The following is a 12855-nucleotide window of genomic DNA, read 5'->3' as shown; positions in this document are numbered from 1 at the left end:
ACCTTCAAATTCTTATGCTAACGATAAACTGTGAAACTCTTTCACCTATGCAATTGCAAAACTATTTGCAGTATGCCATTGCACCACGACCAATTTGTTTTGCATCTACAATTGATACGGAAGGGAATGTGAATTTAAGTCCGTTCAGCTTTTTTAACTTGTTTAGTACAAATCCACCGATGTGTATTTTTTCTCCTGCCAGAAGAGTGAGAGACAATACCACTAAACACACATTAGAGAATGTATTACAAGTAAAGGAATGTGTCATCAACATTGTTAATTATGCAATGGTACAGCAAACTAGTTTAGCTAGTACAGAATATGCAAAGGGTGTTAATGAATTTGAAAAGGCAGGTTTCACGATGCAAGAATCTCATTTGGTAAAACCGCCAAGAGTTGCAGAAGCACCTGTTCAATTAGAATGTTTGGTTAAAGAAGTTATCCCATTGGGTGACCAACACGGCGCTGGAAATTTAGTTCTAGCAGAAATTAAATTAATCCATATCAAAGAGGATATTTTAGATGAGGATGGTAAAATTGACCAAGCTAAGATAGATTTAGTTGCTAGGTTAGGTGGCGATTGGTATTGTAGGGTTACCGCTGAGAGTTTATTTAAGGTAGCCAAACCATTAACCACATTAGGAATAGGAGTGAGTGCATTACCAGTTTCTGTTAGACAATCTAAGGTTTTAACTGGAAATGATTTAGGAATGTTAGGTAACATCGAACAATTGCCAACTGAAGATGTAATTGATGTCATGCGTTGGAATACGGCTGTAAAAGATATTTTAGATGCAACCATCGGCGATGAGCATAATAGAGAAAGAGAATTACACGAATTGGCGCATCAGTTATTAGCTATGGGGAATGTTATTGATGCGTTGAAGGTAGTGTTGTTGTAACAACCAGCGTATCGAGTTAGTGCACCTATCCCGACTTCTTAGGTAGCGACGAGATATCTTATCTTGATTACAGCAATTTGTTAATACGATATGCAAAACTTAGAGATTTCTCCTAACGTCGAAATGACGGTGCATTTTATATGTTACTTCTTCAAGTTTCGATAAGAAATCTCACACATCTCCTTTAAAACATCCATATTGATATCACTCAATTTTTTCACATAAATACAACCTTTTCCAGTGGTATGCTTTCCTAATCGAGGTAAAATGTCTAGCCTCTCGTCGGCATTACAACCCATAATATATAAACTGATGTTTGCTTTGCGAGGTGAAAAGCCCATCATGAACCAATCTCCGGTTCTGCCAGTTGAATAGGAGTAGGTATAATCGCCAACGCCAACAATTGCATTGCCCCACATTTTTGCTTTTGCTTGAGTCATATCCTCCATTAATTTACAGAGAGTCTGACAATCCTTACGGGTTGTTTCATTAGGGATTTGCAGCAAATATTCTTCAACCGATTGCGTGGTAACCTTTGTCTTTAGTTCAGCCATTTGATTAGAATTGATAAATGAAGATAATTAAAAGTTGTCAGTTTTCAATTTTCGGTTGACAAACTGGTAACTGCGAACTGAACTATTCTACAATACTTACAGCCTTCATGAATCGACTTTTGTAATAAGCATCAAAATCTGTTACGGTAACACCGTGAGCTTTTCCAGAAGTAGAATGGATAAATTTGATTTCTCCATCTTCAATAGAATAAATAATGCCAACATGCCCAATCCTTCTTACTTTAGGATTAGTACCTGTAAAAATTAAAACATCACCAACTTTGGCATCAGCTAATTTAACAGGTACTCCTGCACTTGCAAATTCTGGAGAGGAGCGAGGTACTTTAAAACCAAAACTACTGAATACATAGTTTACAAAACCAGAACAGTCGAAACCTTTTTCAGGATTACTTGTGGCGTATCTGTAAGGAACACCAATCATTGTTTTGGCAAAATCTAATAATTGAGATGCGGTAGAAGAAGCCGTTTTAGGAACATTACTAAGTATTTTTGTCATCATTTCCTGGTATTGAGCAGGAAGAGAGGTGTTCTCTTGCGCTTTGCCTTTAAGGGCAAACAATAACATTAAACAGAAAATAATTAGTGTTTTCTTCATATTAGGATTTCAAAGATAACAAAAATATCCAAATGAGGTAAAGTGTTGAAAACTTGTTGATTGTGTGTTTTGTAAATGAAGCTACGGAGTAGTTACAGCAACTGGCAAAACTTTTCCATTGAAAAACTTATGGCCAGTACGAGCAAAATCAGCAACATATTTTCCCATTTCAAAGGCCATTACCGGACTTTCATATCCTGGAAATGCAGCTTCTAGCATTTCTGTTTGTGCCGAGCCTAGTGCTAAGCAATTTACTTTTATTCCGGTTTCTGCTAGCTCAAAAGCCAAACACTCACTTAAAGTATGCAGGGCAGCTTTACTACTAGAATAAGCAGCTAATCCAGGGAATTTTACACTCCCTTGAAAACCGCCCATACTTCCAATATTTACGATATGACTTCCACTTTTCATAAATGGCACAGTAGCCTGTGTCATTTTAAAATGGCTCATTACATTGTGCTCTAACATCTCAGCTAAATCTGCAGCAGTAGTTTCTGCAAATGGCTTGTTGATTAAGCTTCCTGCATTGTTTATCAAAATGTCTACAGTGCCTAAACGTTCTTTAATGAACGGAGCCAAAGCTGTATAATCATCATTTACCAAATCAAATGCAACGGGTAACAAGGTGCAATCTGGATTAATTTGTATAGCAATGTCAAAAAGTTTTTTCAGTTTTTCCGCATTACGAGCAATACACAAAACTTTGTTTTTGCTATCTAAAGAGAATTCTAATGCAGTTTCAAAACCAATTCCACTACTTGCGCCTGTTATTATTATGTTCATTTTTTAGTATAAAGTATTTAGTAATTAGTATTTAGAAATAAGTTAGTTAGCATTATCTAAGTACTTTATACTAACTACTAAATACTTTTTAATCTTCCTCGTTAATCAACTGTGTTACCGGATTAGCTATTACGTGCAAACCATCATTAATTAATTTAGTGTAATCTGGCTCTGTGGCGGCTTTCATTTCTAAATAAATACGCAATTCTTTTTCAAAACTTGCATTCAATTCTTTATGGTAAACAATTTCTAAAATTTCTAAAGCGCATAACCAATCTGTTCTGTGCGAAGTTTTCAATGTGTTAAAAATACTTTCTAATTCTTCGTACCCAGTTTGTTTTTCTCTAACATCACGTACCTTTTGATAGAGTACATGTAGTTTTTGAGTAGCTTCATCAAACAAAACTTTGTGGGTTTGTTCTTTACTTACAAAAACAAGTTCCTCATAAGCATCTTTATCAGCAGCACCATTAAATACAGAAACTATTTTTTCGCCTATGGCCATATCGTAAGTTCCCCACTCAGGTTTAAATAAAATGTTTCCATTTTCTTCAGTAACGGTACAATCTTCAAAAGCAATTAAAATCAGTTTGCCCTCTTTAACTAGAATGTCTTTAACTAATCCCCTAACTAAAATGCCACTTTCAAAGGTGATTTCAGCTGTTTTATCTATTAAAATGCCTAATAGCTCTAACTCATTTAAATTATGTTCTTCAAAAGGTTTTTCAATTCCTTTTAATTTGCCAACTGGCGATGAAAATCCATCCTTATGGTAATCTTTTCCGTGACCAGTTAATTGCTTGCCATCAAAAGCTAATGCAGATGGACCAGTAGTTTTAATGAAAGTTAATTCATCAGCCTTGTTCATACCTAAATCAGTAAAAACCCCAGTCAGCTGCAAGCCCGAACTATAAACTGCCGTACTTGGGTTTTTACATTCAATTGCTTTTAATATACTTTCAGCACCACCCCTTCTAAAGGCCATGGTGTCAGCAAATGCTTCTAAAACATCTATTAAGTTCTGAAAAGTTTCGGTTACAAAAAGCTGAGGTTGCTGTTGGGTAATATCGTATTGGTAATTAATCGTATCTAAATTGTACCAAAGCTTTTCAATGTCTGGGTTCATGCAAGTTGCACTTTCGCCAATTGATGAAAGTAGTGCCGCGCCATAAATTTTTGGATTTTCTAAAGTTCCAATCAAGCCATACTCAACCGTCCACCAATGTAAACGACCTAGTAAAGCCATCTCCGAAGATTCGCCCATGTTGTCTGCAATGTAATGCAATTTTTTCTCTGCTGCAGCAATTTCTTCTTCATCGGCACCTACTGCTTCCTTTAAAATAGAGAGCTTGCGAATGGCTTCATACAATTCGTAATCCTTGCTTGAAAACATTGCTTTAGTGCCAATAGAACCAAAGTAGCTCAAATAACTATTGTAATCAGTATCTGCAATAATTGGGGCGTGACCAGCACTTTCATGAATAATATCTGGCGAAGGTGTGTATTCGATATGGTTAATCTGGCGAATATCTGCCGCAATAACCAGAACCCTACAGGCTTGATATTCCATAAAAGCAGCCGGCGGAATAAATCCATCAACCGTAACCGCACCCCAGCCAATTTTGCCAAGGTTATCGTTCATGGTTTGCAAATCTGGAATATGCTCAATACTCAAACCAGCCCTATTTAATCCTTTGATGTAAGGATAATATGCCACGTGTTTTAAATAGCTATAATTTTGGCGCATTACGTACCTCCAAACCGCTTGGTCTATCGGTGTGTATTTCTCGTAATTTTGCTCAACAATAAACTGCCTTAAATGCTTAGGGAGTTTGGCTACTTGCTGATTATTAAAATCATTAAAATCACTCATGGTATATTCTGGTGTTGATTATGGCTAAAATAGCTTGTTCGAACTAGTAATCCAAAAAAAGCGTGTCCTTTTACGCTAAAATGATGAGTATCATATTTTGAAAAGCTCCCAAGGAGTCCCCTTGGGACAGGTTACAGTGCTTTTGGGTTTGCGTAGCTAAAAGTACAATTAATTGTTTGTTCTGGTTTTTATTTGAATTTGCTCGCCTTTGGTTGCTATCACAGTCGTAACTGCTTCGGTAAGGGTGCGTAACTGCTTCGTGTTTTTTTCGACTCTTGATTTGGAAAAACGCGAAAAGATAGCGAGGCAAAACAGAGCAAGACCTGAGCTAAATACCAATCATTCCCGAAGTCTTCACGAACTCTTCTTGGATCATTCACGAATACAAGTCGCGGTAAGGTCGCAGTAAGGTCGCCATAATATTACTGTAACTATTAATAAATATATTTGAATTTGGCGGGTTTTTGCCAGTTTGAAATGTTAGATAAATATAGGCATTTATTCTATTATAGCCAATTTTCCTTCTACCTCTTTTACTCTTTCGAGCCAGTATTTAATAGCTTCTTCATTTTTAACATCCTTTTTATCGGCTCTATAACTTTTGGGGATTTGCCAACGGTGCTCACCATTTTTGCTTTCATCTCTATCCAGTTCGGCTTTTGTAGTTGGTTCGATTCTGTTTCTCCAGAATTCAATATTTTTGAAATATTGGGCTTTTAATTCTTCAAAATAGGCAATTAATTTTTCGGTTGTGTTAGGGATATAACCCGGGCCTGTGCACCCGCAAGAATGAAAGTTAATGCCAACTGAATATAAACTTTTTAGATGTGCCCATTTTTTCAAATCAGTCTTTTTGGGCGATTCAAAATCTAATCCCATACTAGCTGTTAACTCCCCACACTCAGGGCATTTGGCTTCATTTTTTGTGTCTTCACCTCTTTGAATATCAGCCATGAATCTTCTTTTAAAAGTCTTGCGACAATTAAAACAAGCATAATGGGGTTTGTAGGATGTCATTGCGTAACGGCACATAATTTGGTGTTTAAATAGCTAATTTATCCAAAGCACTTGATAAACTATGAACAAAATTAATTTGCCTAGAATTATTACTCTCAAAAATAAAGTCTTTGATGCTTTTGCTTTGATACTTTTCAAAATCCCCAATAATGGCTAAACGAACACGGTAGTTAGAGAATTTTTGAAGGATTTCTCCTGCAATTCCAGTTTTTAAATCGAAAAACTCTGGTGTAATGTTTTTCTCATGAATAACTATTTTATCGAAGTCTTGATAATATAGATTTCCCAATAAATCAAGCCCGTCTTCTGCTGAGTTTATAATGATATCTTCTGCAATTACTTCAGCAATTTTAATGTTATGGATATGGTGGGTTTCGATGTTCATTTTTTTAGCTTATATACTTCCCGCAGATTTAGGAGACTTCGCAAATTAAATATTTAGTGAAAAAATCCGCAATATTTTCGAACCAGCAGGAAGAAGTTGTTTAACATATTAGTCTTTGGGTTCCCACAATTCAACTTTGTTGCCTTCTGCATCAAGTATGTGTACAAATTTTCCGTAATCGTAAGTTTCAACTTTGTCCACAATAGTAACACCTTCTTTTTTTAATTCTTCTACCAATGCTTCAAGGTTTTCAACTCGGTAATTAATCATGAATTCCCTTGTCGAAGGCTCAAAGTATTTTGTATTTTCTTTAAATGGTGTCCATTGTGTTTGCGCTTTTTTGGTGCTATCTGGACCTTCATACCATTCAAAAGTTGCCCCATAAGGGTTTGTTTCTAAACCAAGGTGTTTTTGATACCATTCTCTCATTGCTCTTGGGTCTTTGCATTTGAAAAAAATGCCCCCGATACCTGTTACTTTTTTTATTTTATTAGGATTGTTGGTTGTTATGATTGTTTTAAAAGCGAAACCAAGGCAAAAAGTTGTGGCTAATGCCAAGGTTAATAATATTGTCTTTTTCATACTAATTATCTTAAGTTCATGAATTATTAATGTTGTTTAGTATCATTATACTGCCAAAGCACATTGATGACTTTCCAAGCTCCATTTAATTTAACAATGTGCATATAGTCAATCCATTCGTCGGCAATTAATTTTACAGAGGCTGTTCGCTCAGAAACATCTAATAATATGACATCCTTTTTTGGATTTGAAGGAAACTTATCACCTGTCTTATTATAGCTTTCTGCCAGCAATACCATAGTTTCAGTAGTTGTTTCACGAACATAATCTTTCCCTGTTGCTTTGTCTTTCCAGAATGTTCTTTTAACCATCCTAGGGTGTAATGCCTTTTCCATTTGTTTAGCATTGGGTTTGTGTTGTGATTCGATATAATCAAGCGCAGCTTGTTTTATTTCTAAGCTGTCTTGTTTGGTTTGTGCGAATGTGTAGCTAGTTGCCAGGAAAGATAGGACACAAATTATCAGATATTTCATATTGATTTTAGATAGTATGATTTAGTGTAATTGTTTTTAGGGTGGTGGGTAGGTTCTGTTTGAGTTTTTATAAGGTAATATCGATATTGAAATGATCAATTTCTACAAGGACACTCATGATTTTCATTGATGTATTTGATGGTAGATTTGCATAGTTTCTCTAAGGTGTTAAGATTAAGGTCGTCCAATTTTTTGAAATAAATACAAGCTTTTGCCATTTTAAATTTACCTAAATCGTTAAGAATATTTTCATCACCATTTCCTTGGGTAGAAACATAAAGAGAAAACTCAGCCTTTCGAGGAGAAAAGCCAATGAAGGGCGCATCTCCTTCATGGCCACTGGCATATTTATAGTGATAAGTTCCAAAACCTATAATTGTTGGCCCCCACATTTTGGGTTCAAAACCAGACCATTCTTGCATTAATTCAATGAGACGAAAGCTGTCTTGTTTCTTTTCCTCTTTGTTTACAAATGAGTTTATAAAGTCAGTAACGCTGACTTCTGTTTCTGCTGTTTTGTTTTTTGTAGCCATATTATTTATTTTATGGTATCAATGCTAGGTGACTAAATTCTCGTAATTTAAAAATATATCTATTTAATATTTTTCAACTCAATTTCCGTCTGGATTATATGGGCCACCAGTTTCTCCCCATCCCCATTTTGGCATTGGTTCGCTTTCGGTTATTGGGTTTTCTGTAAGTTGAGAATTGATTACAGCAAGCCTTGTTCCCCATTCAATGTATCCAACAAAGGCTGAACGGAATTCTGGGTCGCTTTTTAAACCTACCTCGTCAGCCGTTTGAAGTAAAAGGTGAACCCAACGCTGTCGTTTTTCTTCGGTAAGCATTTTACCAATATGTTTTCCAATCATTATCGAGTGGCTGCCTTTGTTTTCGGTAGTGTAAAGTTTCTCTCCACCAAAAACTTCTGCAACAAAGTGCGATACCTGTTTAATATGGTCAGGAGACATATTTTCAAATACCTCGCCTAACAAATCATCTTTTAAAACTTTGTTATAAAATCTAGTAAACAAGGTTTCGAAGGTGTCCATGTCTCCTGCCCATTCGTAAAGTGTTGGTATTTTTTTCATTTTTTATTCAGCGTAATTCTAGTTCCTTTTGCTTTCTATTTTGTATGGGTTATTTCACATTTTCAGTTAAAACTTTAATATTGCTAATTACCGATTTAGGATCGTCATTTTGTATATAATGACCTGCATTGGTTAGGTAAATAAGTGCTCCATTTTTGTTTGTTGAATGAATTAACTTTCTCCAACGCTCCATATTTGAATTGTTTTTAATGTGAAAAAATTTTTCTTGGTCATAATCCTTGCTTCTTCTCTCCATCGGGACTTCAAATTTTCCACCCACGAAGAAATAGATAGGTACATTAGGTAATGGCAAAGCACTAGTTTCTGCAAAGTCTGTACGCCTAAGCTCGCCCAATACTTGTGCTTCACTGGATGGTCCAAAATTTAATGAGTCAATTTTTGTTGGCTTGTAAAGTCGATTGTACAACATTTCGTCAATCTTTTTTTCGGGAATGCCCATCTTTCTGAAAATATCATTCCAATCATTCTTGGTTTCTGTAAAATCTGCTGGGTCAATAAAAACTAAAGCTGATACCTCATTAGGGTAGAAACCCGCAAAACTTCTGATGTAAACTCCGCCCAAAGAATGCCCAACTAATATATATGGTGGAGAGATTTTTAAAGATTTTAAAATTGAATGGAGATTTTCGGCAACTAATTTTGTTGTTGGCATTTTAAAAGTTTTGTCAGACTTGCCTAATGCTGCACGGTCATAAGCAAAAACGGGAGCAAATGTTGAAATTTCTCCTATTATCTTTTCCCAATTTCTTAAGTCACTCCCCATACCACTCTCAAAAATTATAGCAGGTGTGTTTTCTTTTCTATTTTCAAATCCTTTTATAAAGACATTGTAATTATTATCATTAACCTTTACTAATTTTTCTTGTGAGAATGAAGAAAAGCAAATTGATAATAGATATAAAATGAAAATATTTCTCATTGCTATTGATGTTTATAGGTGGGAGGTTATGGTTTTAAATGCTTTCTTAAATATTTATGTTTGTCCACAATTAAAGCAAATTCTCGTTCTATTTTTGCTAATATGTCGTTTGGTAGAGTGTTCATAAAATAGCCGCTAAATCAAATATATTCGAAAGTTCCTGTTTTTTGTTTGTCCGTTTAATTTTTTAATTTTAGTTTCATCATAATGTCTGTCTGTTCATCTTCTCCAAGTTTAAAAATGTGTTTGTCAAACTCTACAAAACCATTTTTTTTGTAAAAGTTAATTGCTCTCGGATTTTTTTCCCAAACTCCTAACCAAACAAAGTCTGCGTTTTTCTGCTTGGCTACTTCAATTGCTTTATCATACAGAATTTGTCCAATTTTTTTTCCGTGAAATTCTTTAAGTACATAAATTCTTTCAATTTCAAGTGCTTTATCGTCTTGAAGTTCTGTTTGCGATGCCCCGAAATTTAGTTTTAAATAACCAATTACATTTTCTTCAATTTTTGCAAAGTAAAATTCCATATTTTCGTCATTCAATTCATACCTCAGTTTGTCATTCGAAAAACCTTCTGTCAAATAATTTTGCATATTTTCTTCGGTGTTACTTGTCGAAAAAGTTTCATAAAAAGTTTTTATGCCAATTTCTTTTAATTGGTCAATGTCTTTAATTGTCATTTTTGCAATGTTAATATTTTCCATAAAGTGTTTGTTTATTTGGATTGTATAAAGGTTGCCGCCCACGCTAGGAGGCTTGATGTTAGTACGAATATAAATGTTTAATATTCGGATTACTCAATGTTTTTGAACTTGTAAGAAAGCCTTAAATAGTAGCAGCCGCTTTTGTTGCCACGATGGTCATCCGATGAATACTGCATTATCGGTTATATTCATCGGATGAATAAATAAAGGCGACAAAAAATTGCAGCGAACAATAGAGCTTGCCACAAATAATTTTACTGTATTTGCTTTTCAAATAAGATTTTTTCGATTATTCATCCGAAGAGACGTTAACAGTTACCCATATTCATCGGATGATAGGGGACTCTTCGATGAAACCTTGCCAGCTATCTATAATCATCAGATGGCAGGAGAACTATCCCTTCTTTCCTAGCTTTTTTACGCTAAATGTAAAGTAGTGTTGGTAGATATAACTAAAACCTGCCAGTAAAATTTGTACGGCGAACCTAGCCACTGTTGGGTAGATTAAAAGTACGTCTGCAAGGAACTTATATAAAGATATGTTGAGTAAAATATTGATGAATTGTAGGTTCATGAACCTGAATAACTGAACCCTTCCTCTAACTTCGCTATGTGTAAAAACAACATATCGGTTCATGATAAAACTATAAGGAATGGCAACAGCGAAATCTACTGCCATTGCAGCGGTTCCTCGTTTTAAAGTGAAGTAGAGAACATCCACTTCTTCTGCTTTAAAAAGATGATAAAACGAAAGGTAATAAACTACATAGCCCAATACAAAAGTGCTACCACCAGTTGCTAAATACCGAAAGTTGTGCAGTGAGATGTATTTTTTTAAGGGAGGATGGAAAAAATCTATGATGGCTAATATTGCTTTGCGCATTGAGAGTAGTGGGGTTAATCGGTTAATTGTTAGTTGGGTTAACTGTTTGAACTGTTTGAACTGGTTAACTGCTAATTGTAAACTGTCCTTCGACAAGCTCAGGGTGACAATCTATTAGTTGCCAATTGTTAACTGGTCTTTAATCATTCTGTTGTTGTATTGCTGGATAAATGCTTTGAGGTATTTTTCCATGTCGGTTTGTATGGCTGGTTCTTTATCAACTAGGTTGTTTTTGTTTAATCTGTCGGTTTTTAAATTAAATAGTGCGGTAGATTTTAAACCATCGTAAATTAATAAATAATCTCCTTTGAAAAAGCTAAAGCTACCATCGTTGTTATTAACTACAAAATTGTCTTTTTTATTGCTTAAGGCATCAAAACCAAAAGCAAAATATGGTTTGTTGTAATTTAAGTAGTTTAAAACCGTTGGCATGATGTCGGTTTGCTGAATTAGCTTGTCGGTTTTGCCTTTTAAATCTCCTCCAGGGTAATAAAATAGAATGGGGATAGAGAATGAGCCGGCTAAAGTCTGATATTCTGGTAAGTAAGAAACGGTAGCATGATCGGCTACTAAAACAAACAAGGTGTTTTTATACCAAGGCATTTTTGAAGCAGTGGCAAAGAATTTCTTAATTGCCATATCTGTATAACCCATTGGTTCTTGCACGGGCAGTGGACCTTTTGGAAATTTGCCTATGTATTTTTTGGGCACTTTAAATGGATGATGCGAGGAAACCGAAAAGAAAGCAGAGAAGAAGGGTTGCTTAAAAGTATTAATGGTTTTTGCCATGTATTGCATAAAAGGCTCGTCCCAAATGCCCCAAATGCCATCGAAATCTGTATCGTTATTGTACTCGTTTTTGCCGAAATAGTTTTTAATCCCTGTTAGGTTGGTGTAAGCCGAAAACCCCATTGACCCATTTGGCGCGCCGTGAAAAAATGCGGTTTCATAACCTTCATCGCCTAATAATTTAGCAATGCTGGTAGTTCTATTTCCCGAATATTTAGAAAGCACAAATGGTTCGCGAATGGAAGGAATTCCAGAAATGATAGAAGGTAAAGCGTCAATCGATTTTCGCCCATTGGCATAAGTGTAGGAAGAAGTGAAACTGTTGGTAACTAAGCTATCTATGAAAGGGGTGTAGCCTTTGTAAGTCCCATTTAAAACATCTTTGTTTAATGCACCAACGTGTTCCTTACCTAAGCTTTCTATAATTAGAAATACTACATTTAGCTTTTTAAAATCGCCTTTGTTTTCTGGCTGATGAATTGGGATGTATAAACTGTTTAAGGTTTGCTCATCGTAATAATTAACAGGTTTTAGATTTGATGCCTTTAAGGTTTTCATGATGGTAAAAGGCGTATTTAAAACCAAGCTCATGTCGCCAGGAGATTTTACGAAATCGCCAGCATTGCTCATTGTAATTGGCCTGGTGCTATGGCGCCAACCGCCACGCATACCGATAACCGATAAACCTGCTATTAAAACCAAAACTAAGGTATGTGCTACATAAATTTGCCAAGTAAACTTAGGTGCTTTTTTTAGCTCTACGAGTTGGTAAAGTTTAACAAAGGCATAAATGAAAATTGCGAATAGGATAACCAAATACCAATAATCTAACAAGAAATCGAAGGTTAGCTTAAGCTTGTTTTTCTCGTTGCTGAATTGAGAAAAAACACTTGCTGTTGTTCTTTTAAGCGTGTATTTATAGTAAGCGAAATCGATAAAATTAGCAAAAAAACCTATGCTGTTTGTAATGATGAACAGCCATTTGCAAAACCTCTGATACCCTGTTCTGTACCTAAAAGGAAATGGAATGGCTTGTAAAACGATATAGAGTGAGTTGATGTAGAGTAAAGCTACAATGTCGAATTTTATACCACCTAAGAGGATGTATAGTAGATCGGTAAAAGCAATGTGTTTAAAAAGCGAAAGGTTAGTGAAATAAAAACCTAGTCGACAAAAGAGGTATAACACCAATAAAAGTAAAAAGCGATAAGTTAATGCTGTATAAATTGATTGCTCTCTTTTGGTTGTTTGGTTCATTGATGG

General features: G+C 35.3%; 15 protein-coding genes. 1 reads left to right on the top strand and 14 read right to left on the bottom strand.

The window, feature by feature from the left end; all coding sequences use genetic code 11:
* The first annotated feature begins 14 nt into the window (after positions 1 to 14).
* Positions 15 to 902: a flavin reductase family protein gene (locus EZ428_RS10490; RefSeq protein ID WP_131553092.1), complete on the top strand. Its 888-nt coding sequence runs from the start codon at positions 15 to 17 to the stop codon at positions 900 to 902.
* A 143-nt stretch (positions 903 to 1045) separates the two neighbouring features.
* On the opposite strand, the gene EZ428_RS10485 is transcribed toward EZ428_RS10490, so the two are convergent.
* From EZ428_RS10485 to EZ428_RS10420, 14 genes are all read right to left on the bottom strand, one after another.
* Complete coding sequence (locus tag EZ428_RS10485) at positions 1046 to 1456, bottom strand: DUF1801 domain-containing protein (RefSeq protein ID WP_131553091.1); 411 nt, start codon at positions 1454 to 1456, stop codon at positions 1046 to 1048.
* Positions 1457 to 1538: 82 nt separating this feature from the next.
* A complete protein-coding gene (locus tag EZ428_RS10480) occupies positions 1539 to 2072 on the bottom strand; it encodes a C40 family peptidase (RefSeq protein ID WP_131553090.1) in 534 nt (177 codons plus the stop codon).
* An 81-nt stretch (positions 2073 to 2153) separates the two neighbouring features.
* Positions 2154 to 2855, bottom strand: a complete 702-nt coding sequence (locus tag EZ428_RS10475; protein WP_131553089.1) for an SDR family oxidoreductase — start codon at positions 2853 to 2855, stop codon at positions 2154 to 2156.
* Positions 2856 to 2943: 88 nt separating this feature from the next.
* On the bottom strand, positions 2944 to 4728 hold the full coding sequence (locus tag EZ428_RS10470; protein ID WP_131553088.1) for an aromatic amino acid hydroxylase: 1785 nt from the start codon (positions 4726 to 4728) through the stop codon (positions 2944 to 2946).
* A gap of 498 nt (positions 4729 to 5226) precedes the next feature.
* Positions 5227 to 5682, bottom strand: a complete 456-nt coding sequence (locus EZ428_RS10465) for a hypothetical protein (RefSeq protein WP_205945661.1) — start codon at positions 5680 to 5682, stop codon at positions 5227 to 5229.
* Between the two features lie 88 nt (positions 5683 to 5770).
* A complete protein-coding gene (locus EZ428_RS10460) occupies positions 5771 to 6130 on the bottom strand; it encodes a DUF4180 domain-containing protein (RefSeq protein WP_131553086.1) in 360 nt (119 codons plus the stop codon).
* Positions 6131 to 6238: 108 nt separating this feature from the next.
* A complete protein-coding gene (locus tag EZ428_RS10455; protein ID WP_165501751.1) occupies positions 6239 to 6712 on the bottom strand; it encodes a VOC family protein in 474 nt (157 codons plus the stop codon).
* A gap of 26 nt (positions 6713 to 6738) precedes the next feature.
* On the bottom strand, positions 6739 to 7185 hold the full coding sequence (locus EZ428_RS10450) for a nuclear transport factor 2 family protein (RefSeq protein WP_131553085.1): 447 nt from the start codon (positions 7183 to 7185) through the stop codon (positions 6739 to 6741).
* Positions 7186 to 7280: 95 nt separating this feature from the next.
* Entirely contained in the window at positions 7281 to 7718 is a 438-nt protein-coding gene (locus EZ428_RS10445) for a DUF1801 domain-containing protein (protein WP_131553084.1), read from the bottom strand.
* 78 nt (positions 7719 to 7796) lie between these two features.
* Positions 7797 to 8276, bottom strand: a complete 480-nt coding sequence (locus EZ428_RS10440) for a group II truncated hemoglobin (RefSeq protein WP_131553083.1) — start codon at positions 8274 to 8276, stop codon at positions 7797 to 7799.
* Positions 8277 to 8325: 49 nt separating this feature from the next.
* Positions 8326 to 9216 carry an alpha/beta fold hydrolase gene (locus tag EZ428_RS10435; RefSeq protein ID WP_131553082.1) on the bottom strand — a complete coding sequence of 297 codons (891 nt, stop codon included), beginning with the start codon at positions 9214 to 9216 and terminating at the stop codon, positions 8326 to 8328.
* Positions 9217 to 9395: 179 nt separating this feature from the next.
* Positions 9396 to 9920 (bottom strand): GNAT family N-acetyltransferase, encoded by a 525-nt coding sequence (locus EZ428_RS10430; RefSeq protein ID WP_131553081.1) that lies wholly within the window; start codon positions 9918 to 9920, stop codon positions 9396 to 9398.
* 394 nt (positions 9921 to 10314) lie between these two features.
* Complete coding sequence (locus EZ428_RS10425) at positions 10315 to 10803, bottom strand: GtrA family protein (protein ID WP_131553080.1); 489 nt, start codon at positions 10801 to 10803, stop codon at positions 10315 to 10317.
* A 114-nt stretch (positions 10804 to 10917) separates the two neighbouring features.
* The gene (locus tag EZ428_RS10420; protein ID WP_131553079.1) at positions 10918 to 12849 is read right to left on the bottom strand and encodes an LTA synthase family protein; all 1932 of its coding nucleotides are present in this window, start codon (positions 12847 to 12849) and stop codon (positions 10918 to 10920) included.
* Positions 12850 to 12855 lie beyond the last annotated feature (6 nt).

Origin of the sequence: Pedobacter frigiditerrae, from assembly GCF_004331645.1 — a bacterium.
In the GTDB taxonomy this organism is placed as follows: Bacteria; Bacteroidota; Bacteroidia; order Sphingobacteriales; family Sphingobacteriaceae; genus Pedobacter; species Pedobacter frigiditerrae.
The sequence above is the reverse complement of the archived record's forward strand: the minus strand, read 5'-3'. Positions and strand labels throughout refer to the sequence as shown.

Coding starts and splice junctions, on each gene's coding strand:
- EZ428_RS10475 (WP_131553089.1), bottom strand. CDS start 2,855: ATGAACATAATAATAACAGGCGCAAGTAGTGGAATTGGTTTTGAAACT.
- EZ428_RS10440 (WP_131553083.1), bottom strand. CDS start 8,276: ATGAAAAAAATACCAACACTTTACGAATGGGCAGGAGACATGGACACC.
- EZ428_RS10435 (WP_131553082.1), bottom strand. CDS start 9,216: ATGAGAAATATTTTCATTTTATATCTATTATCAATTTGCTTTTCTTCA.
- EZ428_RS10470 (WP_131553088.1), bottom strand. CDS start 4,728: ATGAGTGATTTTAATGATTTTAATAATCAGCAAGTAGCCAAACTCCCT.
- EZ428_RS10445 (WP_131553084.1), bottom strand. CDS start 7,718: ATGGCTACAAAAAACAAAACAGCAGAAACAGAAGTCAGCGTTACTGAC.
- EZ428_RS10450 (WP_131553085.1), bottom strand. CDS start 7,185: ATGAAATATCTGATAATTTGTGTCCTATCTTTCCTGGCAACTAGCTAC.
- EZ428_RS10420 (WP_131553079.1), bottom strand. CDS start 12,849: ATGAACCAAACAACCAAAAGAGAGCAATCAATTTATACAGCATTAACT.
- EZ428_RS10430 (WP_131553081.1), bottom strand. CDS start 9,920: ATGGAAAATATTAACATTGCAAAAATGACAATTAAAGACATTGACCAA.
- EZ428_RS10480 (WP_131553090.1), bottom strand. CDS start 2,072: ATGAAGAAAACACTAATTATTTTCTGTTTAATGTTATTGTTTGCCCTT.
- EZ428_RS10460 (WP_131553086.1), bottom strand. CDS start 6,130: ATGAACATCGAAACCCACCATATCCATAACATTAAAATTGCTGAAGTA.
- EZ428_RS10465 (WP_205945661.1), bottom strand. CDS start 5,682: ATGGCTGATATTCAAAGAGGTGAAGACACAAAAAATGAAGCCAAATGC.
- EZ428_RS10455 (WP_165501751.1), bottom strand. CDS start 6,712: ATGAAAAAGACAATATTATTAACCTTGGCATTAGCCACAACTTTTTGC.
- EZ428_RS10490 (WP_131553092.1), top strand. CDS start 15: ATGCTAACGATAAACTGTGAAACTCTTTCACCTATGCAATTGCAAAAC.
- EZ428_RS10485 (WP_131553091.1), bottom strand. CDS start 1,456: ATGGCTGAACTAAAGACAAAGGTTACCACGCAATCGGTTGAAGAATAT.
- EZ428_RS10425 (WP_131553080.1), bottom strand. CDS start 10,803: ATGCGCAAAGCAATATTAGCCATCATAGATTTTTTCCATCCTCCCTTA.